We start from the raw sequence: 25,403 nt of genomic DNA, 5'->3' as shown, positions 1-25,403 counted from the left end.
CCCAGGCATGGAGAGTTGCACGTGAGAATCCTGTGGATTGTGCCCTATCTGCCGTGGCCGACGACCAGCGGCGGCAAGACCCGGCAGTACCATTTGCTGCGTACCTTGAGTGAGCGCGGGCATCGCATCACCTTGCTGGTGCAATCGAAGACGCCGGCCGATGCGGCTGTGCACGCGGCCCTGGAGCCCTTGCTCGAGCGCCTGATCGTGGTGCCGCGCCGGGCCCTGAAACACCCCATGACCCTGCTCGCCGGGGTGTTTGCGCCCTGGCCGCTGCTGACCACGGTCAACGGCCTGTCGCCGGTGTTGCAGGCGCGCTTTAGCGAACTTTTGAAGGAAACCTGGGATGTGATCCAGGTCGAGCACAGCTACAGCCTGCAACCGTACTTCACCCTCTTGCAGCAGCAAGCGCGGGATTTCGTGCTCACCGAGCACAACCTGGAATCGAGCCTGGGCGGCGCCACCTATGACCGCTTTCCAAAATGGGCCGCGCCGTTCGTGCGCTACGACCAGTGGCGCTGCCAGCAGTGGGAGCGCAAAGCGTTTGACGCGGCGTGTCATGTGGTTGCCGTGACCCAGGCCGATGCCCAGGCTATCGGGCAACTGACCACGACCCCGGTGAGCGTGGTGGTCAATGGGGTCGACAGCCGCGCATTCAGCGACGTCAGCGCCGACCCGCAGAGCCAGCGCCTGTTGTTTGTCGGCAACTACGAATACGCGCCGAACCTGGACGCGGTGCAGTGGCTGCTCGACGACATCTTCCCGCGGGTCTGGTTGCAATGCCCCAACGCCCGCCTGGCGGTGGCCGGCTTCGGCTTGCCCGCACACTGGCGCGAGCGCTGGGTGGACGATCGTATTGAATGGCAGGGTTTTGTTCCCGACCTCACCGCGTTGCAGCGCCGCTGTGCAGGGTTTGTCGCCGCGCTGCGCCATGGCGGCGGCTCCAAACTCAAAGTGCTGGAGGCAATGGCCGCCGGCCTGCCGCTGGTGAGCACCGCCCAGGGTGTGTCCGGGCTGGCGGTTGAGCCGCAGGTGCATTACCTGGCCGGCGAAAGCGCCGAGGCCCTGGCCGATGGGATTGTGCGCCTGCTGGACGAACCGACGCTGGCCCGCCAACTGGCGCAGGCTGCGCGGGACTATGCGCGCAACCATCACGACTGGGCGGTGGCCGGTAATGAACTGGAGCAGATCTACCGCACCTTGCCCACCCAACAGGAGCCTCAAGCATGCGCGTAGCCCTGGATTACCGCCCGGCCACGGTCGCGCCTTCGTCGGGCATCGCCCGCCAGGTGCTGGCCCTGGAACACGCCTTGCGCGCCCGGGACAACACTGAAGTGGTGCTGTTTACCGAAGCGCCGCTTGATCATCCTCAGCGCGACACGGCGGTTTGCCCGGCCTGGGCCAGCCCCCTGGAGGGCCTGCAACGGCCTCAGGTGCGCTGGCGCTTCGAGCGCGGCTTCCTGCCCCGGGAAATCCACCAACAGCAGATCGACCTGTACATCGCCACGGCCAACATGGGCCTGCCCTTGTGCCGCAAACCCGCCGGCACCCGCTATGTGCTGGTGCTGCATGACCTGTTTCAACTGACCCACCGCAACTTCCATCGCTCCCGCCTCAAGGCCCTGGCCTACCGCCTGATCGACGGCGCGTCGATTGCCTGGTCGGTGTGGCAAGCCGACCGGGTGTGGTGCCCGTCGCAGTTCTCGTGCGATGAGGCTGCGCGCCTGTTTCCCTGGGCGCGGGCCAAGTTCCGCGTGTTGAATAACCTGGTGCCGGAGTTCACCGAGGCCCCCGAGCCGTTGCCCGAAGGCATTCCGCCGCGCTACTGGCTGGTGGTGGGTACCCGTGAGCCGCGCAAAAACATGGCGTTTTTCCTGGCGCAATGGCAGGCCAGCCGCGCCCAGGACCCGAACGTGCCCGACCTGGTACTGGTCGGCCACGGCAGCGATGTGCCGGCGTCCCTGGGCGAGTTGCCCGGCCTGCATTGGCGCAGTGGCTTGTCCGACGGCCAGTTGCAGGCGCTGTACCGGCATGCCGCGTACCTGTGGCAGCCGTCCTATGCCGAGGGGTTTGGCTTGCCGGTGGTGGAAGCGCTGAGTGTCGGCACGCCGGTCGCGGTTGCCCGTGGCTCGGCCCTGGATGAAGTGGCGCCGCCCACCGCACAGCGTTTTGCCCCCGACGACGCCGGTCAACTGCAAACGTTGATGGTGTCACTGGCTGCACCGGGGGGCACGGTCGACCCCGAACTGCAACGCACATGGGCCCGGCAATTTGCCGAACCGGCCTATCGCCTGCGCCTGGATAAACTGCTCAAGGAATTGAACCGCTAATGCTGCCAGGAAAACTCGTTAGTCTGCTCCTGGGCCTGGTCTTCGGCGGCCTGCTGTTGGCACTGCCGCCGATGAAGGTCTTTATGATCGTGGTCGGCCTGGGCGTGGCGCTGACCCTGATCCGCAAACCGCTGTGGGGCTTGCTGATCTTTGCCGTCTTGGCCACCAGCATTCCCTACACCACCTTGCAACTGGGGATCCGCACCACCATCAGCGAGGCGGTGCTGGGCCTGACCTGGGCCGGGGTGTTCTGGCAATCGTTTATCGGCAAGACCCGTGGTTTCATGGTCTGGCGCCCCACGGAACGGGCGTTGATGTGGCTGATGCTGTTCAGCACCATCCCGTTTATCTGGGGCATGATCATCATCCACGCCGAGGGCAACGGCCCGGTGAACTGGGTGCGCTGGCTGATGAACCTGTCGCTGCTGTTTATCGTGCCGCTGCTGCTGCGCACCGATGCCGACCGCGACAAGGTGGTGGTCGCTCTGCTGCTGGGTAACCTGGCGATGCTGTTGCTGTCGATTTTCATGTTCCTCAAGACGCGCAACGCGATGTCGATGATCGACATTCTCACCGACCTCAAGTACGCCCACCCGGAGGCGGTGAAGGATATTTTCTCGGCCAACTACAAGCGCATGGCCTCGCCCTGGGTTCACCCGAACCTGACCGGTGGCGTGCTGGTGCTGTTTATCCCGCTGGCGCTGTTCTACGGCTGGACCCGCACCGGCTGGCGCCGCGCCCTGGGCCTGGCGGTGGCGGTACTGGGTTGCGCCGGCCTGCTGCTGAGTATCTCCCGGGGCGCGATTGTGGCCCTGGCGCTGATCCTGATCTGGCTGACCTACAAGCGCGTGCCTCACAGCGGGCGGATCATCGGTATCGGCGCGGCTTTTGTGATCGCCCTGGTGCTGTTCTATCCGCCGCTGCAGGACCGTTTGATGACGATGTTCTCGACCACCAACGCCAGTACCGAGATCCGTTTCGACGAGTACGCCGGGTTCCCCGATGTAATGGCCAAGTACCCGTTGGGGATCGGTTTCAAGATCGACCCACCGGTGCCGGGCAGCAACTTGCTGGGGATTTCCAACCTGTGGCTGAACTTCATCTACAAGATTGGTATTCCGGGGATGCTGCTGTTCATCGCCGTCACCGTGCTGTGGTGGCGAGAAGTGCGGCCATTAGGGATGGTACGCAAGGTCACCGCCGACAACGCCCTGTGGCTGGGTTGCGTGTGCGGCGTGCTGGCGGCGCTGCTGACCGGGATTTTCGACCACTACTTCAGCTTCACCTTTGTATTGATCGCGCTGTTCTGGCTGTTGATGGGCATCAGCCTGCAACAGGTGCGCCTGAGCCCGACCATTACTGCTCCTGTTTCCGTGCCAAAGGATGACCGACCATGAAACATCGCACTATTCACTCCCCCGACCTGCGTGACCGCCTGCCCGCCCTGGCCAGCGAACTTGGTGCAAGCCTGGAAGACTTGCAGGACGGCCTGGCCTGGTGCCTGGCCAACGAGGTGGTTTTTGAAGAGGGCGAAGGCGAGAACAAGCGCTTCTGGATGACCTCTTTCGATGTGGAACCGACTATCGAGCATCCGGTGGCACGTCGGCTGTTCCATCGCATGAAACAGGATGTCCCGGCGCAGTTCCTGCCGATTTATGGCAAGAACTGGGCTACCCTCAAGGACCGCTGGCGCAGTGCCTGGGACATGGCCTACAACATCCTGATCAACAAGATCCCCAGCCACCACATACGCATCAGCTGGCTGCGCCTGGGCGGCGCGAAGATCGGCAAGGGGTCGAGCCTGTGGCGCAACACTGAGGTGCTGGGCATCCACAACCTGAGGGTCGGCGACGACACGGTGATCGGCTGGCATTGCCAGGTGGATGCACGCTCTGGGCTGGTAATCGGCAACCATGTGGCGATTGCCTCCCATGTGCTGATCATCGCCGGCAGCCATGACTTGCAGGCGCCGGAGTTCTGGTCGATTTCCGGGGCGATTTATATCGACGACTATGTGTGGATCGGCAGCCGTGCGCTGATCGGTTTCGGCACCCACCTGTGCGAAGGCTCGGTGGTGACTGCCAATACCGTGGTGGCGAAAACCGTCGCGCCGTACAAAATTGTCGGCGGCACCGGTGCCAAAGTCATGGGCGAACGCGTTCGGGGGCTCAACTACAAGGTGGGTGGCAAGGGCCTGTTCACCCTGTTCCACTGATGTTTGGCAGCACCCTGTGGCTGACCCTGGCGACCCTCGCCGGGCTGGTGGCCGGCTTTGCCCGGGAATGGCTGCTGGTCGCAGCCTGGGGCGCGGGCAGCCGCAGCGACGGGTTTCTGGTGGCGGTGTTTTTGCCTGAGGCGCTGCGCATGACCCTGGCCGCCGGTTTGCTCGCTGCTGCGGCCCTGCCCCTCTATCAACAACGGGATGCGCAACGCCAGCAAGCCTGGTTGGCCAGCCTGTCGCCGCGCCTGCTCGGCGTCGGCCTGGGCCTCTTCGCTCTGCTGGCCCTGGGCGCGCCGCTGTGGGTACGCCTGATCGGCCCGGGGCTGGACGCCGCCGCCCACGACCAGGCCGCCGCCAATCTGCGCTGGCTGGCCGCCTGTGCGCCGGGGCTGGTGATGCATGGCCTGTTCAGTATTCCGTTGCAGGCGCGCCAGCGCTTTGTGCTGCCGGGGCTGGGCTCGCTGCTGTTCAACCTGCCGCCGGTGCTGTACCTGTTTATCCGCGGCACGGCCAGCGACAGCGCGGAACTGGCAAGGTGTTTTTTTGCCGGCAGTGTGTTGATGTGCCTGCCCTTGCTGGCACCGGTCTGGTCGTTCGGCTGGCGCCCCTGGCAAATCAAGGGTGATGCCCTGGCCGGCCGCGAACTGCTGGGGCGTATCGGTCCGCTGTTGGCGAGCAATCTCGCCAGCCAGGGCCTGGCCTTGCTCGAACGGCTGATCGCCAGCTACCTGGGCGAAGGTGCGGTGACCTGGGTCAACCTGGCGCGCAAGCTGATCAACCTGCCGCTGATTGCGCTGATGAGCCTCAACCAGGTATTGCTGGGGATGATGAGCGGTGAACAAGGCCAACAACGCCTGGCCTTGCTGCGCCGTGGCCTGGACGCCGCCACCCTGCTGAGCCTGCCCGCCGCCCTCGGCCTGATTGGCGCCAGCCCGGTGCTGATTCACCTGCTGATGCCCGCGCAAAGCGCCGACGGCCCGCTGCCCGCCCTGCTCGCCTGGTTCGCCACGCCCCTGGTGTTCGGCGCCTGGAACGCCATGCTCGCACGCTATGCCTACGCCAGCGGCGACACACGCCTGCCACTCAAATGTGAACTGCTGGGCAGCCTGGTCAACGCAGGCCTGTTGGTATTGCTGCCGTACTTCTTCGGCCTGCCAGGCATTGCCTTGGCGGCCCTGGGTGGGGTGATCGTCACCAACCTGCTGCTGATGCAACGCCAACACCTGCTCGGGCAACTGGGCTGGCCGTTGCAGTGGGGCTTGAGTGTGGTGTTGCTGGGTGTGGCGGCGCTGGTGCTGCACCCGCTGCATAACGATGGCTGGCAGCTGGGCTTAAGTACCTTGGCGGGCGCCGGGGTACTGGTGGGATTGGGGCTGTGGTTCAAGCCGTGGAAGGCTTGAGCTGCGAAAGCAAAGGCATAGCAAAAGCCAGCGCGCGGAAGTGCTGACTGCGATGGTGGTGTGTCAGCTAGCAGAAACAGTGCCTGGACCACCGCTATCGCGGGCAAGCCCGCTCCCACAGGGGGGCTCTGCCGGGCATAGAGTTTTGGCCACACCATAATGCAAATGTGTGTGGCTTGCTCCCACCGGGGATAGTGGGCAGGTCTAGAAGTCGTACTTGACGCTGGTCATCAGGTTGCGCGGCGCACCATACATCCCATGGTTACCGGCATAGCTGAAATACTCACGGTCAAACAGGTTGTTGAGGTTGACCGACGTACTCAACTGCGGCGTCACGTCGTAGCGCAGCAGCAGGTTGGTGATGGCGTAGCTGCCCTGGCTGAATGTGTGCAGGTCCTCACCAACCTTGCTCTGCCAGTTCACCCCGCCGCCAACCGTCACTTTGTTCAAGGCCCCCGGCAGACGGTAAGTGGTGAAGGTTTTCAGGCTCTGGCGCGGCAAGGTGGTGACGATGCGTTTGTCGTCGGCATCGGTGCTGACCGCATAGGCGTAGCCCGCAGAGGCTTGCCAGCCTTCAGCCAACTCACCGTTGAGTTCCAGCTCGACGCCCTCGGTAGTGGTGCCCTTCTCGTTGCGATACGTATTGCCGCCCGGGGTGTCGATCCAGATCGCGAGGTTGTCCTGTTCCAGCTTGAACAGCGCCAGGCTGGTGTTGAGTTTTTCGTCGAAGAAACTGCCCTTCAAGCCCAACTCGTAGCCCTTGCCTTCCATGGGTTCCAGGGCCTTGTTGTTGATATCGCGTACCCAACTGGCCTGGGGGTTGAAGATCTTGGTGTAGCTGGCATAAGCCGACCAGTTGTCAGTCAGGTCATAGACCACGCCGGTATAGGGAATGTACACGCCGGTTTCCGACTCATCGGTGCGGGTGGCGACGCCGCCGTAGGGGCTGTCTGCGGTTTCGCGCTTCCAGTCGATGACACGGCTGCCGAGGATCACGCTCAGGTCGTCGGTCATGCGCAGGCGGGTGCTCAGGTAAGCGGCGTACTGGCTTTCATCCACCGAGGATTTGCCGGTCACCGGGAAGTCCGGCTTGGCCAAGTGCCCGTCCCAATTGAACAGGTTGTCGATGGCGCCCGCCGGGGAGCCGGAATACGCGTAGTTCCAGCCGCCATGGCTGGGCACGTTTTCCTTGTATTTGGACAGGGTCACGCCGGCGATCAACTCGTGCTCACGGCCCAGCAGGTCGAACGGCCCGGTGGCGTACAGGTCGAGGTTGTCCTGGCGCGGCGTACCGGAGAAGCGCACCGGCAACTGCGTGGTGCCGCTGCCATCGCTGTCGAGGCTGCCATTGACGTAGTTGAACACCTCATCGAACTTGTTTTGCGAATGGGTGAACTCGGCCTTGGCGCTCCAGCCGCTGTCGAACTTCTGCTCGATGGAGGTAAAGAAACTGGTCTGCTCATGGTCGTTATAGGACCAGGCCGGCGCAGTATTCAGGGAGCGCCTGAGGTTGCTGCGCGAACCTTCGGTAAAGCGCGTAGGCAAACCGGAGCGCGCCGGGGCATCGACGTCGGTACGCAGGTAGCTGAAGCCCAGGGTCAGCAAGGTGTCTTCGGTCAGGTCGAATTCAGTGATGCCCTACAGCAATTGGGTCTGCTGCTTGTAGCGGTCGACCCAGGCATGTTCGGTCTTGTAGTCGGCCACCAGGCGCCCGCGCACATTGCCGGTTTCGGTCAGCGGGCCGGACACGTCGAGGCCACTGCCGTAGCGGTCCCAGTTGCCCGCTTCAGCGGTGACACTGGCCCGCGCCTCGGCCGTCGGGCGCTTGCGGATCAGGTTGATGGTGGCCGAGGGGTTGCCCATGCCGCTGATCAAACCGGTGGCGCCGCGCACCACTTCCAACCGGTCGTACATCGCCATGCTCTGGGTGTAGTTGTCCATGCGCGCAACGGTAGGCACACCGTCGATTTCGAAGTTCTGGATCTGGAAACCACGGGAGAAATAGCTATCGCTTTCCGACCCCAGGCCATCACGCAACACGATGATGCCGGGGGTGGCATCCAGGGTATCCGACAGGTTGGTCAGGCGCTGGTCGGGGCTGTAATTCACATCGACAGCGGTGTCGGTATTGAGCTGGATTTCGCTGTTGTCCGCCAGTTCGATGCGCCATTGCTCACCGACCGAGGTGCTGAAATCGCTGGTCCAGGGTTGCAGCAGGCCGGCGTCCCTGGCGGTCCACGCCACACTGCCGGCCGCCAGCAACAGGGCTAGGTTTTTAATCACCCGACGCCGGGATATCGTCGGCAACAGGGTGGCGCTGACCAGCGCCTGATGTGCCGGGTCGCGCACCTCGTGCATACGCTGGAAAAATCGCTGGGAATGCTGCCAGACCTGCTCGTTGAGCGGATCCAATTGGCGCCACGCCAGCCACTGGGCGCGGGTCTGTTCGGTGACATCCGGCGCCTGCAACTCCAATTGCCCCGCCAGGGCTTGCAGGTAGGCCTTTTCCAGCTTTTGCCGACGAAAGTGATTGGACAACACGCTTTGTGCGACTTTCGCCAGAAAGCTGCGGGGCGCCTGGACTTCAAGGGGTTGGTTCTTGGCCAGCAGACGCAGGAACCAGTGTCCTGGGCCAGGTCGGCGGCGCTCTGCGAACAGTTCAGGCGACGCCACAGCCAGTGCTGCAGCCAGCGATGTTGCTGCTGATACAGCGTGGCCAGGTCAGTAGGGCTTGTCGCAGGGGTCGGGGGCATGGAGGGCGCGCGCAGAGGGTAAGCCGCAAATGATAACGGTTATCACATGCTTCATGGCGCAATGCCCGCAAGTGCCACACGACTTGTAGGGTTCGCTGGCCCCTCCCCTGTAGGCGCCAGCGAGGAGCATCAATCTTCCGGCGGTTGCGGCGCGTGCTTGCCAGGCTTGCCCGCTGCCGGGGCGGCGGGTTCAGGCTCGGCGGGGGCGGCGGCTTCTTTTTCTGCCATGGGCATCTTGTCGACAGCCGCAAAGAACTCTGCAAGGTCAAGGGTATCGGGCGGCACGGTCTTTTCGACTTTCTTCTCGCCGTCCTTGCCCACCAGGATCACTTTGGTGCCGACACTGGCCCCCAGCTTCAAGGCGCGGATCAACGCGTTGGTGTCCTGGGCGCCGAGGTCCTTGCCGTCACGCTGGCCGACGGTGCCGATGCTCGTGTAGTTCACGGTGTAGAGCACCATGTTGCGCTCGGTGAACTTCTGTTTGTTCTCAGGCTGTTCAAGATCTTTCTTGAGCTGGACCTGAGTCGGGTCGATGGAGCTGGGTGCAATCACGATCAGCGGGCGGAATTTGCCTTGATCCTGTTCCAGCGGGCCTCGGTTATCCGCAGCCAACAACGGCCCCGTAAACGCCATCAAGGTAGCCAGGGTCAGCGACCGGACGAGCATGCGTACCTCCTTCCAATTCCATGCAGAGTTTTTGAGTTTCATGTCTGCGACAGTCAATTTCAAGGATGATTCCTACGCGACTATCAGAAAGAGTAGGCCAGGACGCCCGTGACGCAAGGGCTCGAGGTGCTTCGAGGCTCATTGTTTCTTCTGATTGCCAAGGCTCACTCCTCAGGCCAATCCGGCCAGTGCCGGGCGAACACCGGGGCCACCTGCGGGTCGGCGTCCACCTGCGCCAGGGCCTGGGCGCATGCGGGGTGGGAGTGTTGCAGGACGTCGCGTACACCCTCCCAGCGGGACACCGCCGCCGCCATGATGCCCAGGGCATTGGGCAACCCCTGTGGGGTAAAGAGTTGCCCGGCAAATTGCTCGGCAAATACCTGCCAGGTCCGGTGCAGTTTCTGCTGGGTGCCCGCGATCAGTTGCGCCTGCACCGTCTCGTCGGCATCGGCGAGAAAGCGTTGAGGGTAGTCGATGATGGTGATCGCCGAGTAGCAGTTGGCGGCGATATACACCAGGCCGCGAATGATCTGCGCACGGTGACCGGACAGCAAATCGCTGGCCGGATACGCCAGGCCCAGGTGGATCAGGATCGCCGCGCTTTCCGTCAACACGCTGCCGTCGGGCAGTTGCAGGGTGGGGATCTGCCGCAGCGGGTTGATCTGCCCAAGGGCCTCCATCCCCGCCCCGCCACCCCAGGGGCTGGCATCGACCTGCTGCCACGGCACGCCGCAGCGTTGCAGGGCGATTTCGATGATGCATGAACCAGAACTTTGCGTGCCGTAGAGCGTGTACATGGGCATTCCTCCTGGAGATTCAGCGTCCAGAGTGAAACGTTTTCCCAGGGTTAAAACAAGCCCATCTGACCACCGACCAAGGTGCTGAAATCATCATCGACAAACGGCAGGATCGCATCGGCCACCGGCTGTAATTGCCGGGTGACGTAGTGGTCGTAGTCAATTGGCGCCTGGCGCACTTCCAGGGGCTCGGGGCCGTTGACGGTGATCACGTAGCGAATCCAGCCACCGTTCTGATACTGGCGTGGACGGCCCTGGCGGTCGTTGTATTCATCCGCCAGGCGCGCGGCCCGCACATGGGGCGGCACGTTGCGCTCGTAGTCGCCCAGTTGCCGGCGCAGGCGTTTGCGGTAGATCAGCAGCTCATCGAACTCACCACTGAGGGTGCGGCGCACATAGTCACGCACATAATCCTGGTGGGGCTGGCGGTGGAAGATGCGCTGGTACAACTCCTGCTGGAATTGGCGGGCCAGGGGCGACCAGTCGCTACGCACAGTCTCCAGGCCTTTGTAGATCATCTCTTCACTGCCATCGGCACGGGTCACCAAGCCGGCATACCGTTTCTTGCTGCCCTCCTCCGCCCCCCGAATGGTCGGCATCAGGAAGCGGCTGAAGTGGGTTTCGTACTGCAGTTCGAGGGCGCTTTGCAGGCCGAATTCGTTGTGCAGGCGTTCGCGCCACCATTGGTTGACGTGTTGCACCAGGTCCTGGCCGATGCGCGTGGCATCCTCCTGGGAATGGGCACTGCCGAGCCAGACAAACGTAGAGTCGGTATCGCCATAGATCACTTCATAACCCTGGGCTTCGACCAGTTCGCGGGTCTGGCGCATGATCTGGTGGCCGCGCAGGGTGATCGACGACGCCAGCCGCGTATCGAAAAACCGACAGCCGCTGGAACCGAGCACGCCGTAGAAGGCATTCATGATGATCTTCAGGGCCTGGGACAACGGCGCGTTATGCTCGCGCTTGGCCACCTCGCGGCCTTCGGAAACCCGCGCCACAATCGACGGCAGGCAATGCCGGGTGCGGGAAAAGCGCGCACCGCGAAAGCCTTCCACCGACTCGTTGTCGTCGGGGTGCCGCAGGCCTTCGATGAGGCCCACGGGGTCGATCAGGAAGCTGCGGATGATCGACGGATACAGACTTTTGTAGTCCAGCACCAGCACCGACTCGTACAGCCCCGGCCGCGAGTCCATGACAAAACCGCCGGGGCTGGCCTGGGGCGGCTTGTCCCCCAGGTTGGGCGCGACAAAGCCCTGGCGATGCATCAGCGGCATGTACAAGTGGGTGAACGCCGCCACCGAACCACCGTTGCGATCCGCCGGCAGGCCGGTGACGCTGGCCCGCTCCAGAAGGAACTTGAGCAGCTCGGTCTTTGCGAAAATCCGCGTCACCAGCTCGCAGTCCTTGAGGTTATAGCGCGCCAGGGCGGGCTTGTCCTCGGCGAACATGCGGTTGATCTCGTCCATGCGCTGGTAGGGCGTGGAGATCGACTTGCCTTCCCCCAGCAGGGTCTGGGCGACATTTTCCAGGCTGAATGACTCAAAGGTCCAGGTCGCCGAACGCAGGGCCTCGATACCATCAATGATCAGCCGGCCGGCAGCGGCGGCGAAGTAATGGTTGCGGCTGCCGTGCTCGCGCCAGGCCATGGCCTCGCCGCCACGGCCGAGCAGCAATGGCACGTTAAGCCGTTGGGCATGCTCGTGGAGGACCCGCAGGTCGAACTGCACCAGGTTCCAGCCGATGATCGCGTCGGGGTCGTGTTGCGCCAGCCACTGGTTGAGGCGCTCCAGCAGTTGGGCGCGGCTGTCGCAGTATTCGAGCTTGAAATCCACCGCGCAGGTTTTGTTCGGCGGGCCGAGCATGTACACCTGGCGCTCGCCACAACCTTCCAGGGCGATGGAGTACAGCTCGCCGCGCGCGGTGGTTTCGATATCCAGCGACACCAGTTTCAATGCCGGGCGGTAGTCGGGCGCGGGCTTCATCTGCGCCTCCAGCAACATCCCGCCCTCGCCGGGGGTGCCGTCAAATGCCACCGGCGCGGTGATGAAGCGCTCCATCATATAGCGCTCGGGCGGGCGCACATCGCCTTCGTAGACATCCACGCCGGCCTGGCGCAGGCGTTTTTCCAGGTCCATCGCCTGGCGATGCTGACGGGTATAAAGGCCCAGGACCGGGCGGTGGTGGAAGTCACACAGTTGCAGCGGGCGCAGTTCCACGTCGCGCTCGCCCTTGAGCACCCGTTGCGCGTGCTCGCGGTGGGCCAGCGGAATAAACATCACCGAAGGCTGTACCGGTAGACGGATATACCGCGGCCCCTGGTCGGTCGCCAGCCAGAAGCTGACCTCCGTGCCCGCCGGGGTGTCGCGCCAATGCCGGGTCAGGACAAAACCCTGCTGTAAATCCACCTTGCCGCACCTCAGGAATCGCTTTCAGGGCGCGATTCTACTCGGCATCCGCCATCAGGCCTTAATAGAAATTTCTGGCCTTCAGATACGTCGTACCTCACACACTAGTTTGTAAAGCGCCATTGAGCTGACCCAGGGCGATCCACGGGTGGCCAAGCTGTCGGCGAGCATCGAGTTCTAACCGGCACTTTACTCAAGGCAGCAAAGGTCAAAGGTGGGAGCTGTCGAGCCCCGGCGAGGCTGCGATGGCGGTGGGTCAGTCACCATCAATGCTGGCAGTGCCGCCGCCATCGCAGCCTCGCCGGGCTCGACAGCTCCCACAAGGGATCGGCGGTGCCTCCAAAGTTGAGTCAACAGCATATGTCCAATGTGTGAGGGGCAGATGATTGGACAGTCCCGCCCCAACTGCGTAGTTTTCACAGACCGCGCACAAGGACTCTGGCATGGCCCCCGATCTCACTTCCATCGAGCTGTTCCTCAAGACGGTCAAGCTCGGCAGCCTGTCCCGGGCGGCCGAGCAGTCGCACCTCTCGCTGTCTGCGGCCAGCCGGCGCCTGTCGTTGCTGGAGCAACACTTCAAGGTCGCCCTGTTGCACCGCTCCTCCACCGGCGTCTCGCCCACGGCGGCCGGCGAGGTGTTGGCCGAGCATGGGTTGGCGATTTTGCGCGCAGTGGATGTGATGCACGCTGACCTCGCCGACTACGCCAAGGGCGCCACCGGCCGCGTGTGCCTGTATGCCAACAGTTCGGCGATGAGCCAGCAACTGCCCAGCCAATTGACCCAGTGGAACGCCCAACATCCCGGTATCCGCCTGGATATCCGCGAGGAGCGCAGCCGTGAAATCCTGCAGGCGGTGCGCGATGGCGTGGCCGATGTGGGCATCGTCACCACCCAACCGGGCGGCGAGGACTTGCGCTTTGCCCCTTACTGCCAGGACCGCCTGTGCCTGCTGGTGCCCGATGATCATCCGTTCAAGATGCGCCATGCGCGCTTTGCCGATTTGCTGGGCTATGACTTCGTCGGCCTGGAGGACAACGCCGCCATCACCGCACTGATCACCGAAGCCGCCGCCGCGATTGGCATGCCGTTGCGCCTGCGGATCCAGGTGCGCAGTTTTGAAGCCGTGTGCCGGCTGATTGCCGCCGGGCAAGGGGTTGGCGTGCTGCCCCAGGGCGCGGTGCAGATCTTTCGCAAGGAAATGGCCTTGCGCTTTATCGAAATTGACGACCCGTGGGCCGACCGCCAGATGTACCTGTGCATGCGCCAGGAACAGCCTTCTCCTACAAGCCAGGCATTATTCGACTACCTCGCTGCCCGCCACTGCGCCTAACCGCGAGCCTTCGAATTTTGCGAAGGCCACTTCCATAATCAGCAATTCCACCACCGTGGCACCTGTGCCAAGAATGTCCCCGCCTCACTGACAACAACAAAAACAGGAGACACGGCGTGTCCAATTCCACGACCAGCACCCCCCATCGGATTGCCGTGATTCCCGGCGACGGTATCGGCCGCGAGGTAGTGCCCGAAGGCCTGCGCGTACTGCAGGCGGTCAGTCGGCGCTTCGGCATTGCCTTTGAGTTCGATCACTTTGCCTGGTGCAGCGAACACTACTTGGCCCACGGCACCATGATGCCGGACGATTGGGCCGAGCAGATCGGTAGCCATGACGCGATCTTCTTCGGCGCCGTGGGCGCCCCGGACATCATCGCCGACCATACGGCGGTGTGGGAGTCGCTGCTGAAGATCCGCCGTCAGTTCGACCAATACGTCAACATTCGCCCGGTGCGCCTGATGCCCGGCGTGCCCTGCCCGCTCGCCGGCCGTGTGCCGGGGGATATCGACTTTATCGTGGTGCGCGAAAACACCGAGGGCGAATACTCCAGCGTCGGCGGGCGGATGTGGGAAGGCACGCCGCGTGAGATCGCAGTGCAGGAGTCGATCTTCTCCCGCGAAGGCGTGGACCGGGTGGTGGACTATGCCTTCAAACTGGCCCAGCAGCGACCGCGCAAGCACCTGGTGGCCGCCACCAAATCCAACGGTATCTCCATCACCATGCCGTTCTGGGACGAGCGGGTGAACCTGATCGCCCAGCGCTACCCGGACGTCAAGACCGCCAAATTCCACATCGACATCCTCTGCGCACACTTTGTGCAGCACCCGGACTGGTTTGACGTGGTGGTGGCCTCCAACCTGTTTGGCGACATCCTCTCCGACCTCGGCCCGGCCTGCACCGGCACCATCGGCATTGCGCCGTCGGCCAACCTCAACCCCGAGCGGCGCTACCCGTCGCTGTTCGAGCCGGTACACGGTTCGGCACCGGACATTGCCGGGCTGGGCGTGGCCAACCCCATCGGACAGATCTGGTCGGCCGCATTGATGATCGAGCATCTGGGCAATGGCGACCCGCTTTACCAAGAGGCCGCAGCAGCCATTGTCTCAGCCATCGAGACGGTGCTTGCGCAAGGCCCGCGCACCCGGGAAATGGGCGGCAGCGCCAGTACGATTGAAGTGGGCGTGGCCATCGCCGAATGCATCGCCGGGAACAGGAGCTGAACATGATCAACGCACATTACATCGCCAACCAATGGCAAGCCTCGACATCCCTGGAAGACATCCCGGTGATCGACCCCAGCAGTGGCGAAAGCTACTCCAGCATCGCCCGTGGCACCGCTGCCGATATCGACGCCGCCGTCAGCGCCGCGCGCCTGGCCGTGGGTAAGACCTTCGACGGGCCATGGGGCTCGTTGTCGGCACTGGAGCGTAGCCGCCTGCTGGCCAGGCTGGGCGCAGCGGTGTTAGCGCATCACGAAGAGCTGGCGCAGATCGAAGCGCGGGACACTGGCAAGGCGCTGAAAGTGGCACGGGCCGATGCCACCGCCCTCGCCCGTTACTTCGAGTATTACGCCGGCGCGGCCGACAAGTTGCACGGCGAGACCCTGCCCTATCAAAACGGCTACACGGTGCTGACGGTGCGCGAGCCCCATGGGGTCACCGGGCATATCATCCCGTGGAACTACCCGATGCAGATCTTCGGGCGCAGCGTCGGTGCGTCCCTGGCGGCAGGCAATGCCTGTGTGGTCAAGCCGGCGGAGGATGCCAGCCTGTCGTTGCTGCGCCTGGCGCAGATTGCCGCCGAGGTGGGCTTCCCGGCCGGCGCGATCAATGTGGTGACTGGCTACGGCTACGAGGCCGGCGCGGCGTTGTGCAGCCATCCGGGGATTGATCACATTTCGTTTACCGGTTCCACCACGACCGGCACGGCGGTGTCCAAGGCCGCTGCTGAGCGGCACTGCCCGGTGACCCTGGAGCTGGGCGGGAAATCGCCGCAACTGGTATTCGCCGATGCCGACCTGGACGAAGCCTTGCCGGTGCTGGTCAACGCCATTGTGCAGAACTGCGGGCAGACCTGTTCGGCGGGCAGCCGGTTGTTGGTGGAACGCAGCATCTATGAGGCCCTGGTGGAGCAACTCAGCCAGCGCTTTCGCGAACTGCGCACCGGGCCTTCGGCGCTCGACCTGGATATGGGCCCGCTGATCAACCAGAAGCAGCAACGCCAGGTGCGTGAGTTCGTGCGCGAGGCCGAACAGGCCGGGATCACCGTAGCCGCCCGCGGCCAGGTGGTGGCCGAAGCCGGCAGTGGCGGTTACTTCCAGGAAGCAGTGCTGTTTCGCGATGTGCCGCCCGACAGCCGCCTGGCCCGGGAGGAAGTCTTCGGCCCAGTGTTGGCCGTGATGCCCTTTGACGATGAAGCCGAGGCCATCCGCCTGGCCAACGGCACCGAATTCGGCCTGGTCGCCGGCGTATGGACCCGCGACGGCGCCCGGCAGATGCGCCTGGCGCGCAAGCTGCGCTGCGGCCAGGTGTTTATCAACAACTACGGGGCCGGCGGCGGGGTTGAACTGCCCTTCGGCGGCGTCAAGGCCAGCGGTTATGGCCGGGAAAAAGGCTTCGAGGCCCTGCTGGGCTTTACCACCTTGAAGACCATTGCGATCAAACACGGCTAAGCCATTACAACAACAAGAAAGGAGCACACTCCATGCGTCTAGCAAACAAAGTTGCCATCGTCACCGGCGCTGGCTCCGGGTTTGGCGAAGGCATCGCCAAGACCTTTGCCCAACAGGGTGCGCGGGTTATCGTCGCCGACATGAACGCCACCGGCGGCCAGCGGGTGGTCAATGAGATCGCCGCCAGCGGCGGCCATGCCCATTTCGTTGAGGTCAATGTGGCCAACGACGAAAGTGTGGGCGCGCTGCTGCGCGCCACCCTGGAGCAATTCGGCGGGCTGGATATCGTCATCAACAACGCCGGCACCACCCACCGCAACCGGCCGATGCTGGAAGTGGACGAGGCCGAGTTCGACCGAGTGTTCGCGGTCAACGTCAAAAGCATCTTCCTCAGCGCCAGGCATTTTGTGCCGCATTTTCGCGGCCAGGGCGGCGGCGTGTTCGTCAATATTGCCTCGACCGCAGCGATCCGCCCGCGCCCGGGACTGGTCTGGTATAACGGCAGCAAGGGTGCGGTGGTGGTCATGAGCAAAACCATGGCGGCGGAGCTGGGGCCGGACAATATCCGCGTCAATTGCGTGAACCCGGTGGTCGGCGCAACCGCGTTGCTCAGTGAGTTCATGGGCGTGCCGGACACCCCGGAAAACCGCCAGAAGTTCATGGCGACCATCCCCCTGGGACGTTTTTCCACCCCGCAGGACGTGGCCAATGCCTGCCTGTACCTGGCCTCGGACGAAGCGGCCTTTATCACCGGCACCTGCCTTGAAGTCGACGGTGGGCGCTGCGTGTAACTCAACGACCAAAGGGATCGGAGTCGATATGTGTGACTTACATAACAAGAACGAACCGAACACCAGGCAATTACTCGAAGGCCTGCCCAAGAACTGGGGCAAATGGGGACCGGACGATGAAGTCGGCGCCCTCAACTACCTGACCGAAGCCGAAGTACTGCGCGGTGTCGCTTCGGTGCGCCAGGGCAAGACCTTCACCCTGCAAGTGCAGATCGGCCATCCGGGCGGTGACCCGATGTGGCCGGCGCGCAACCCGTCGATGCGCTTCAATACCCTGGATCACAGCCACTATCACTTCGGCAAGCAACCCGAAATGACCGGCGGCGCGGCGTATTGCGACGATGTGATCTTCATGCAGTTGCAAGGCTCGACCCAGTACGACGCCCTCGGGCATGCCTGGTACGACAATCAACTGTGGAACGGCTACGACGCCATGAGCACCGTCGGCGGCATGGCCAAGGCCAGTGTGCTGGCGATTGCCGAGCGCGGCGTGGTCGGGCGTGCGGTGTTGATCGACATGGCCCGCCATCGCGGCAAGAAATACCTGGGCCGTGGCGAAACCTTCAACCACCTGGACTTGCTGGCCGCCGCCAAGGCCCAGGGGGTGACCATCGAAAAACGCGACATCCTGATCATCCGTACCGGCTCCATGGGCGCGTTCTACGAGTATGGCAAGACCGAGTTCTTCAAGGACCTGGTGGAACCTGGCCTGACCTACAGCCGGGAACTGGTGGAGTGGTTCCACGCCATGGAAATCCCCAACCTGGTGACCGACACCATCGCCAATGAGGTGATCACCGATCCGGTGTCGGGGGTGCAGATTCCATTGCATTGCGCGCTGATGCGCAACCTCGGCATCGCCTTTACCGAGATCGTGCTGCTGGAGGATCTGGCCGCCGATTGTGCCGACGACGGCCAGTGGAAGTTCCTCTACACCGCCGCGCCGTTGAAGATTGTCGGTGGCAGCGGCGCGCCGGTGAATCCGGTGGTGATCAAGTAGCTCACCAATCGTAGGACACGGCCAGGGACGCGGTGCGCTCCTGGCCGTAATAGCAACCAAAGGAGTAGTTGCAGGACGAAACGTACTCGCGGTCAAACAGGTTCTGCACGTTGAGGCTGGCTTCGGCCCCCTTGAATGTGGGGCTGACGCGGCTCAGGTCGTAGCTGACGGTGGCGTCAAAGACCACGAACGACGGGGTCTTGAAGGTGTTGGCCGAGTCGCCGTACTTCTTCCCGGTATACCGCGCACCACCGCCTACGGTCAGGCCGGCCAGGGCATCGCTGGCAAAGTGGTAGTCGGCCCAGGCACTGGCGCTCCACGGCGCCTGCGCCTCGCTGCGGTTGCCCTCGTCGCCGTAGTTGCTCTTGGTATAGATCGCGTCCAGGTACGACAGCGCACTGATCAACTCCACCTGGCCAAACCGGGCCTTGCCTTCAAATTCCACGCCCCGCGAGCGCACTTCGCCTTCCTGCAACTGGTATTCGCGATAGATCAGATCGCCGGTCAGGACGTTTTTCTGTTTGATCTGGAACACCGACAAGGTCAGCAGCGACTGGTCGTTGGGCTGGTATTTGAGGCCTGCCTCATACTGCTCGCCCTCCACCGGTTTATAGGCGCCGCCGCCACGCGCCGGGGCCAGCCGGCCGACGCTGGGCAGAAACGACTCGGCATAACTGACGTAGGGCGCCAGGCCGAAGTCGGTGAGGTAAGTCAGGCCGACGCGACGCGTGAGCTGCTTGTCTTTCTGCGACACCGTGCTGTGGTCCAGCAGGTCGCGATTGATTACTTCGGCCCAGTCTTCACGCAGGCCCATGGTGAGGATGAAACGGTCGAACTTGATCTGGTCCTGGGCATAGAGGCCGGTCTGCTTGACCGTGTTGTTCCACTTGGTGGTCAGTTGCGGCTGGCCAAAGGTGTGGTAGTTGGACGGCTGGTAGAGGTCGATGATTTCTGCGCCGTAAAGGTTGTAGCCCTGATATTTACGGGTGAACTCGCGGTGATCGAAGCCCACCAGCAAGGTGTGTTCCAGGGCACCGGTGGCGAACTTGGCCTGCAGGTTGTTATCGAGGGTGTAGGCGCTGTTGTGTTGGCGCCAGTCGAGCTTGGTGCGGCTGGCGCGGGTGTCGTCGGTGCTGCCATCGGGCAGCTCGACGAAGCGGTTCAGGTAGAAACCTTTGTAGCGGTCGTTGACGTCGGTAAATCGCGCGGTCTGGCGGTATTCCAGGTTGTCGTTGAAGGCATGGGAGAAGTCATAGCCCAGCACATACTGATCGCGAATATAGTTGTTCCAGTCGGAGTCGCCGAGGAAGGTATCGCGGTCGATATGCTGGCCTTTGGAGTTGCGGTACAGGGTGCCGATGGCCGGCAACGCCTGGTAGTCGGCCAGGGATTTGTCACGTTGGATCTGCGCATAGATCGTCAGGGCAGTGTCATCCGTGGGCGCCCAGGTCAGGCTGGGGGCCAGCAAGGTGCGGCTGTCGGTGGCATGGTCGACCATCTCGTTACCGTCGCGGACCAGGCCGATCAGACGGTAGCTCAAGGTTTTTGCCTCATCGAGGGGGCCGCTGAAATCGAGGGCGCCATTGACCCGGTCGTAACTGCCCACGCCAAACTTGACCTGGTGCCGGGCTTCAGTGGTGGGCCGCTTGGACACCAGATTGATCATGCCGCCCGGCTGGTTCTGCCCAAACAGCACTGAGGCCGGGCCCTTGAGCACTTCAATGCGTTCCAGGGTGTAGGGATCAATCTGTGGCGCACCACCGAGGCTGCCGGCGTAAGGCAGATAAGCGCCATCGAGATACAACAAGGTGGGCGCGAAGCCACGGCTGGTCAGCTCGTCGGCGATGGTGTTGCGATCGGTGTAGCCGTTGGTGTCGACGCCTGGGGTGTAGCGCAGGGACTGGGTCAGGTTGCGTGCGCCCTGGACCTTGACCTGGTCGGCGGTGACCACGTTGACGGTCTGCGGGATCTCCAGGATCGGTGTATCGGTCTTGGTGGCCGTGGCGCTGCGAGTGGCCACATAGCCATCCACCTGGCCCCAGGCATCTTCCGCGACCAGGCCGGTGACGGTGGTGGCGCCAAGGTTCAAGGCGCCGCCTTCGGGCAGCAGGTACAGGCTCCAGGTGCCATTGTCGGTGACGGTCAGGCCCAGGCCGCTGCCGGTCAGCAAGTGTTGCGCGGCCTGTTCGGGGCTGTATTGGCCCTGCAACGCCGGCGCGCGGCGGCCTTGCAGCAAGGCCGGGCTGACCGACAGCGTGCGTCCGCTTTCCCGCGACAGCCGGCTCAGGCTATCGCCGAGGGCTGCAGCGGGCAGATTGAAATATTGCTGGGTGCTGGCGGCCGTATCGGCCAGGGCGGCCACGGGGTGGCCGACCACAGCCAGGGTTACGGCCAGGGTCAACAGGCAGGGACGGATCATCGAGGGTGCCATAGGGTGAGGATGCTCATTGTCAGGTTGGCGTTCCCTAACCTTGACTCGCGAGATCGGCGACCCCCTCACGCTGAGTGAAAATAATTCCCATTGGCTGCTCAGCGCACGTCAATCAGGGTCAACCAGGGGCCGTAGTGACTGATGCGCAGAGGGAAGGTCTGGGCCAGCGACTCCAGGGTTTGCTCCGGATCATCCAGTGGGTACACGCCATAGACGCGTACTTTTGCGGCTTGCTCACTGACCCGCAGCACGCCCCGGCGATACGGCCGCAGGGCGTCGATCAGCAGGCCTAGGGGCTCATCACGGATATCCACGCGACCGTCGCGCCAGTCCGTGCGGCTGCGTACCGAGAGCGGTACCGGGCGCACATCGACATCGCTGAACCACGCCGCCTCCCCCGCCTCTACACGGCGCTGGCTGCCGCCGAGCGTGGTGACCTGGACGCTGTGCAATTGCACCGAGGTCAGGCTGCCGGTGGCCTCCTGGCGCACCATGAATTGCGTGCCCAGGGCCTGGACTTCGCCCTGGGCGGTGGCGATCACAAACGGCCGGCGCGGGTCGGCGGCGACGTCCACGAACACTTGGCCCTCACGCAGGCGCACCAGGCGACGGCTGTCACTGAAGTGGATGTCCACCGAACTGCGGGCATTGAGACTCAGGCGGCTGCCATCGGCCAACGCGAAAGTCTTGCGCTCACCGGTGGCGGTGTGGCGGTCGGCCCACAGGCCATTGAGCGGCTGGGCGCGATCAAAGATCGCCGCACCGCTGACACCGAACAACACCAGGGCCAGGCCACCGCGCAACACCTTGCGCCGCGATTCGGAATCCGGCGTCGCCAGGGCCTGGGTAACGGCGCGCAATTGGCCGGGACTGCGGGCTTCGACGCGCTGCAAATCAGCAATCGGCTGCTGCAGCAAACTGCCCACACGCTGCCAGGCAACGGTGTGCTGGGGGTTGGCCCGCAGCCAGGTTTCGAAGGCTTGGCGCAGCACAGGGTCGTCATCCCCAGCCTCAAGGCGTAGCAGCCAATCCACGGCGGCGCGAGTGGTGGCGTCCACCTTGGGGTAGCTCATGTCAGGTCCGCCGACTCGGCCAGGCAATGCAGGAAAGCCCGGCGCAGATCGCGCTCTACCGTGGCCAGCGACACGCTCAACTGCTGGGCGATGACGGGCTGCGACAAGCCTTCGAGGCGATTGAGCATAAAGATTTGCCGGACACGCGGCGGTAGGCCGTTGAGCAGGCGATCGATGCTTTCCAGCGCTTCGCGCACCAGGGCCAGGTCTTCTTCCGAAGGGGTATAGGCGTGCGGCAACTGCGCCAGGCTGTCGAGGTAGGTCTGCTCCAACCGCTTGCGCCGCCAGAAGCTGAACAACAAGCGGCGCGCCACGGTACTGAGAAACGCGCGGGGCTCCTCGAGTTGATGGAGCTGGCGCGCGTCCAGAATGCGGATAAACGTGTCCTGGGTCAGGTCCGCCGCATCTTGCGGGCACTTGAGCTGACGATACAACCAGGCGCGCAACCAGCGATGGTTGTCGTCATAAAGCGTTGCCAGAAGGACCTTGGGATCGGTAGGAGTAGACACGCGGGCAGCCAAGCACGTTAATGATAATTCATCTCATTATCTGCGCAGACTGCGGCTAAATGCAATTGCTTATCTACCCAGCGAAACCTCGCCCAAGACGGCTTGACGATACTGGCGTTAGACACGAGGGTCGCCCGATGTCTTGGCCGGCGTGGCGTACTGCGGTTTCAGGTGGCCTTGTTGATCGAGCAACCAGGCATCCATGATCTGGCGCACCACCGGGCCTGCCACGCGGCCGCCCGCCTCGCCGTTTTCAATCATCACTGAAATCACGATCCTGGGGTGCTCGGCCGGGGCGAAACCGACGAACAATGCGTTGTCGCGGTTGCGCTCGCGGGTCTTCAGGCGGTTGTAGCGCTCGCCCTGCTTGATTGCCACCACCTGCGCGGTACCACTCTTGCCCGCGATCCGGTACTGCGCACCGGCGGCCGACGCCCGGGCAATCCCGCGCGGGTCGTGCATCACCATTTGCATGCCGTGGTTGACCTGATCCCAGTCGCGCGGGTTCTTGAGGACGATATTGGGCATAGGGTTTTCGTCCGCTGGCGGCACGCCGTCGATGGTTTTAGCCAAGTGCGGGCGATTCCACACGCCCTTGTTGGCGATCAGCGCCGTGGCCTGGGCCAGTTGCAACGGAGTGACCTGCATGTAGCCTTGGCCGATGCCGAGAATCACGGTTTCACCCGGGAACCAGGGCTGGCGACGGGTTGCACGCTTCCAGGCCTGGGACGGCATCAGGCCGGCGGATTCTTCGAACATATCCAGGGAGACTTTCTGCCCGAGACCGAATTCGGCCATGTAGTCGTGCAGGCGATCGATCCCCAGCTTGTGGGCCAGGTCGTAGAAGTAGGTGTCGTTGGAACGCATGATGGCGGCGTCCATATCTACCCAGCCATCACCACTGTGGTTCCAGTTGCGGTATTTGTGATCAAAGTCCGGCAGTTGGTAGTAACCAGGGTCGAAGACCCGGGTCTGGGCGGTGACCACGCCGCTGTCGAGACCGGCGATAGCCACTTCCGGCTTGATCGTCGAGCCCGGCGCATACAAACCGCGCAGCACCCGGTTGAACAAGGGGCGGTCGAGGGAATCATGCAACGCGGCATACTCCTTGAAACTGATGCCGGTGACGAACGAGTTGGGATCGAAGCTGGGTTTGCTGACCATCGCCAGGACTTCGCCGGTTTGCGGGTCGAGGGCCACGACTGAACCGCGACGATCACCCAGGGCTTCTTCGGCGGCTTCCTGGAGCTTGATATCCAGGCTCAGGACGATGTTTTTGCCGGGGACCGGGTCGGTATGCTTGAGCACCCGCAGGACTCGGCCCTGGGCATTGGTCTCGACCTCTTCATAACCCACATGGCCGTGCAACTGCGACTCATAGAAGCGCTCGATGCCGGTTTTACCAATCGACTGCGTGCCACGGTACTCGACCGAATCCAGCTCCTTGGACTCTTTCTCGTTGATGCGCCCCACGTAACCAATGGAATGCGCAAAGTGTGCACCCAGTGGGTAGTGCCGCACGAATTGCGGCTCGACCTCCACGCCGGGCAGGCGGAATTCGTTGACGGCCAATATGGCGATCTGCTCTTCAGTCAGCTCATAGAACAACGTCACGGGCACGAACGGGTGGCGCGCTTGCTTCAGGGCCTTGTCGAAGACGGCGCGGTCTTCGGCTGGCAGGTGCAGCAGAGCGATAATCGAGTCCAGCTCCCCTTTCAGGTCGGTAGCCCGTTCGCGGGTGATGGTCAGGTTGTAACTGGGACGGTTATCGGCCAGGACCACACCGTTACGGTCATAGATCAAGCCGCGAGTCGGAGTGATGGGCAGAACATGGACACGGTTGTTTTCGGAGATAGTGGAGTGATAGTCGAACTCCACCACTTGCAGGAAATACATGCGGGCGACCAAGGCGCAGCTGATGCCAAGCACCAGTATTGCGCAGGCCAGCAGGCGCTTGTTGACCAGACGGTGCTCTTTTTCGTGGTCTTTGATCGGTATGGCTTCGGGCATTTCTACAGCATCTCGTTGAATAAGGGCGATGCCGCATCCTGCGGTAGAAAAGTCGGTCCCTGGGAAAAGCTGCTGCACCATACCAAATATGACGAAACACTTTGTATTGAATTGACCGAAGGGTAATTGAGGTGGGTAGCGGCAGAGTTGCGGCTAGTTTGTACGTGCGCCTTTTCGACCGCCCAAAACAAAACCCCAACTGCTTTCGCAATTGGGGTTTCGGAATTTAATCTTGACGATGACCTACTCTCACATGGGGAAACCCCACACTACCATCGGCGATGCATCGTTTCACTACTGAGTTCGGGATGGGATCAGGTGGTTCCAATGCTCTATGGTCGTCAAGAAATTCGGGTACTGAGTCGTGACCAGATGGTCTCGCTTCAGCAAATTGGGTATGTGACAGCTTTCGGTGTTTTGTGAGATTCGAACTTTCGGTTCATTTCGTCTTCACACACCGCAATCTGATGCTTTTGCTTGTTTCCAAGTCAAGAGTAGTCAAATTGCTTGGGTGTTATATGGTCAAGCCTCACGGGCAATTAGTATTGGTTAGCTCAACGCCTCACAGCGCTTACACACCCAACCTATCAACGTCGTAGTCTTCGACGGCCCTTCAGGGAACTCAAGGTTCCAGTGAGATCTCATCTTGAGGCTAGTTTCCCGCTTAGATGCTTTCAGCGGTTATCTATTCCGAACATAGCTACCCGGCAATGCCACTGGCGTGACAACCGGAACACCAGAGGTTCGTCCACTCCGGTCCTCTCGTACTAGGAGCAGCCCCCTCAAATCTCAAACGTCCACGGCAGATAGGGACCGAACTGTCTCACGACGTTCTAAACCCAGCTCGCGTACCACTTTAAATGGCGAACAGCCATACCCTTGGGACCGGCTTCAGCCCCAGGATGATGAGCCGACATCGAGGTGCCAAACACCGCCGTCGATATGAACTCTTGGGCGGTATCAGCCTGTTATCCCCGGAGTACCTTTTATCCGTTGAGCGATGGCCCTT

19 protein-coding genes and 2 rRNA genes (1 of these 21 cut by a window edge) are annotated in these 25,403 nt (G+C 62.7%); 10 read left to right on the top strand and 11 right to left on the bottom strand.

All coding sequences use genetic code 11. From position 1 onward, the window contains the following. The first annotated feature begins 21 nt into the window (after nucleotides 1-21). The 5 genes from PSH80_RS09785 to PSH80_RS09765 are packed head-to-tail and all read left to right on the top strand — an operon-like array spanning nucleotide 22 to nucleotide 5,951. Complete coding sequence (locus PSH80_RS09785; protein ID WP_305420019.1) at nucleotides 22-1,236, top strand: glycosyltransferase family 4 protein; 1,215 nt, start codon at nucleotides 22-24, stop codon at nucleotides 1,234-1,236. Further along, nucleotides 1,227-2,330 carry a glycosyltransferase family 1 protein gene (locus tag PSH80_RS09780; protein WP_170060695.1) on the top strand — a complete coding sequence of 368 codons (1,104 nt, stop codon included), beginning with the start codon at nucleotides 1,227-1,229 and terminating at the stop codon, nucleotides 2,328-2,330. The genes PSH80_RS09785 and PSH80_RS09780 overlap by 10 nt, the downstream gene beginning before the upstream one ends. After that, complete coding sequence (locus tag PSH80_RS09775; RefSeq protein ID WP_057959056.1) at nucleotides 2,330-3,727, top strand: O-antigen ligase; 1,398 nt, start codon at nucleotides 2,330-2,332, stop codon at nucleotides 3,725-3,727. The genes PSH80_RS09780 and PSH80_RS09775 overlap by 1 nt, the downstream gene beginning before the upstream one ends. Further along, nucleotides 3,724-4,545, top strand: a complete 822-nt coding sequence (locus tag PSH80_RS09770; protein ID WP_305420016.1) for an acyltransferase — start codon at nucleotides 3,724-3,726, stop codon at nucleotides 4,543-4,545. The genes PSH80_RS09775 and PSH80_RS09770 overlap by 4 nt, the downstream gene beginning before the upstream one ends. Then, on the top strand, nucleotides 4,545-5,951 hold the full coding sequence (locus PSH80_RS09765; protein ID WP_057959054.1) for a lipid II flippase MurJ: 1,407 nt from the start codon (nucleotides 4,545-4,547) through the stop codon (nucleotides 5,949-5,951). Before PSH80_RS09770 ends, PSH80_RS09765 begins: the two co-directional genes overlap by 1 nt. A gap of 204 nt (nucleotides 5,952-6,155) precedes the next feature. On the opposite strand, the gene PSH80_RS09760 is transcribed toward PSH80_RS09765, so the two are convergent. The 5 genes from PSH80_RS09760 to PSH80_RS09740 all read right to left on the bottom strand — a co-directional run bounded on the left by PSH80_RS09760 (nucleotide 6,156) and on the right by PSH80_RS09740 (nucleotide 12,575). Then, nucleotides 6,156-7,556 carry a TonB-dependent siderophore receptor gene (locus PSH80_RS09760; protein WP_305420014.1) on the bottom strand — a complete coding sequence of 467 codons (1,401 nt, stop codon included), beginning with the start codon at nucleotides 7,554-7,556 and terminating at the stop codon, nucleotides 6,156-6,158. A gap of 33 nt (nucleotides 7,557-7,589) precedes the next feature. Beyond that, nucleotides 7,590-8,624 carry a TonB-dependent receptor plug domain-containing protein gene (locus PSH80_RS09755; RefSeq protein ID WP_253207651.1) on the bottom strand — a complete coding sequence of 345 codons (1,035 nt, stop codon included), beginning with the start codon at nucleotides 8,622-8,624 and terminating at the stop codon, nucleotides 7,590-7,592. 209 nt (nucleotides 8,625-8,833) lie between these two features. Then, nucleotides 8,834-9,370 (bottom strand): DUF4174 domain-containing protein, encoded by a 537-nt coding sequence (locus tag PSH80_RS09750; RefSeq protein WP_289142263.1) that lies wholly within the window; start codon nucleotides 9,368-9,370, stop codon nucleotides 8,834-8,836. Nucleotides 9,371-9,534: 164 nt separating this feature from the next. Then, nucleotides 9,535-10,167, bottom strand: a complete 633-nt coding sequence (locus PSH80_RS09745) for a glutathione S-transferase N-terminal domain-containing protein (protein WP_198818385.1) — start codon at nucleotides 10,165-10,167, stop codon at nucleotides 9,535-9,537. A 50-nt stretch (nucleotides 10,168-10,217) separates the two neighbouring features. Then, nucleotides 10,218-12,575: a DNA polymerase II gene (locus PSH80_RS09740; RefSeq protein ID WP_120732455.1), complete on the bottom strand. Its 2,358-nt coding sequence runs from the start codon at nucleotides 12,573-12,575 to the stop codon at nucleotides 10,218-10,220. A gap of 443 nt (nucleotides 12,576-13,018) precedes the next feature. Here PSH80_RS09740 and PSH80_RS09735 point away from each other — a divergent pair, with 443 nt between their 5' ends. The 5 genes from PSH80_RS09735 to PSH80_RS09715 all read left to right on the top strand — a co-directional run bounded on the left by PSH80_RS09735 (nucleotide 13,019) and on the right by PSH80_RS09715 (nucleotide 18,371). Then, entirely contained in the window at nucleotides 13,019-13,906 is an 888-nt protein-coding gene (locus tag PSH80_RS09735) for a LysR family transcriptional regulator (protein ID WP_305420007.1), read from the top strand. A 116-nt stretch (nucleotides 13,907-14,022) separates the two neighbouring features. Then, on the top strand, nucleotides 14,023-15,129 hold the full coding sequence (locus PSH80_RS09730) for a tartrate dehydrogenase (RefSeq protein WP_120732453.1): 1,107 nt from the start codon (nucleotides 14,023-14,025) through the stop codon (nucleotides 15,127-15,129). Nucleotides 15,130-15,131: 2 nt separating this feature from the next. Continuing rightward, entirely contained in the window at nucleotides 15,132-16,580 is a 1,449-nt protein-coding gene (locus PSH80_RS09725; protein ID WP_216312579.1) for an aldehyde dehydrogenase family protein, read from the top strand. A gap of 32 nt (nucleotides 16,581-16,612) precedes the next feature. Beyond that, complete coding sequence (locus PSH80_RS09720; protein ID WP_120732449.1) at nucleotides 16,613-17,371, top strand: SDR family oxidoreductase; 759 nt, start codon at nucleotides 16,613-16,615, stop codon at nucleotides 17,369-17,371. Nucleotides 17,372-17,399: 28 nt separating this feature from the next. After that, nucleotides 17,400-18,371, top strand: a complete 972-nt coding sequence (locus PSH80_RS09715) for a cyclase family protein (RefSeq protein ID WP_057439132.1) — start codon at nucleotides 17,400-17,402, stop codon at nucleotides 18,369-18,371. Nucleotide 18,372: 1 nt separating this feature from the next. Here PSH80_RS09715 and PSH80_RS09710 read toward each other — a convergent pair whose 3' ends face one another. The 6 genes from PSH80_RS09710 to PSH80_RS09685 form a co-directional block, all read right to left on the bottom strand. Further along, nucleotides 18,373-20,790: a TonB-dependent siderophore receptor gene (locus tag PSH80_RS09710; RefSeq protein ID WP_370693723.1), complete on the bottom strand. Its 2,418-nt coding sequence runs from the start codon at nucleotides 20,788-20,790 to the stop codon at nucleotides 18,373-18,375. Between the two features lie 110 nt (nucleotides 20,791-20,900). Beyond that, a complete protein-coding gene (locus PSH80_RS09705; RefSeq protein ID WP_057959047.1) occupies nucleotides 20,901-21,875 on the bottom strand; it encodes a FecR family protein in 975 nt (324 codons plus the stop codon). Continuing rightward, entirely contained in the window at nucleotides 21,872-22,384 is a 513-nt protein-coding gene (locus PSH80_RS09700; protein WP_120732445.1) for a sigma-70 family RNA polymerase sigma factor, read from the bottom strand. The genes PSH80_RS09705 and PSH80_RS09700 overlap by 4 nt, the downstream gene beginning before the upstream one ends. Nucleotides 22,385-22,501: 117 nt before the next feature. Next, nucleotides 22,502-24,394, bottom strand: a complete 1,893-nt coding sequence (gene mrdA, locus PSH80_RS09695) for a penicillin-binding protein 2 (RefSeq protein WP_289142248.1) — start codon at nucleotides 24,392-24,394, stop codon at nucleotides 22,502-22,504. Nucleotides 24,395-24,624: 230 nt separating this feature from the next. Continuing rightward, nucleotides 24,625-24,740 (bottom strand): 5S ribosomal RNA (rrf, locus tag PSH80_RS09690). Nucleotides 24,741-24,912: 172 nt separating this feature from the next. Further along, nucleotides 24,913-25,403 (bottom strand): 23S ribosomal RNA (locus PSH80_RS09685) (it continues 2,398 nt past the right edge of the window).

Source organism: Pseudomonas sp. FP818, from assembly GCF_030687335.1.
GTDB classification, from domain to species: Bacteria; Pseudomonadota; Gammaproteobacteria; order Pseudomonadales; family Pseudomonadaceae; genus Aquipseudomonas; species Aquipseudomonas shahriarae.
This window is presented reverse-complemented; position numbering and strand designations above follow the sequence as displayed.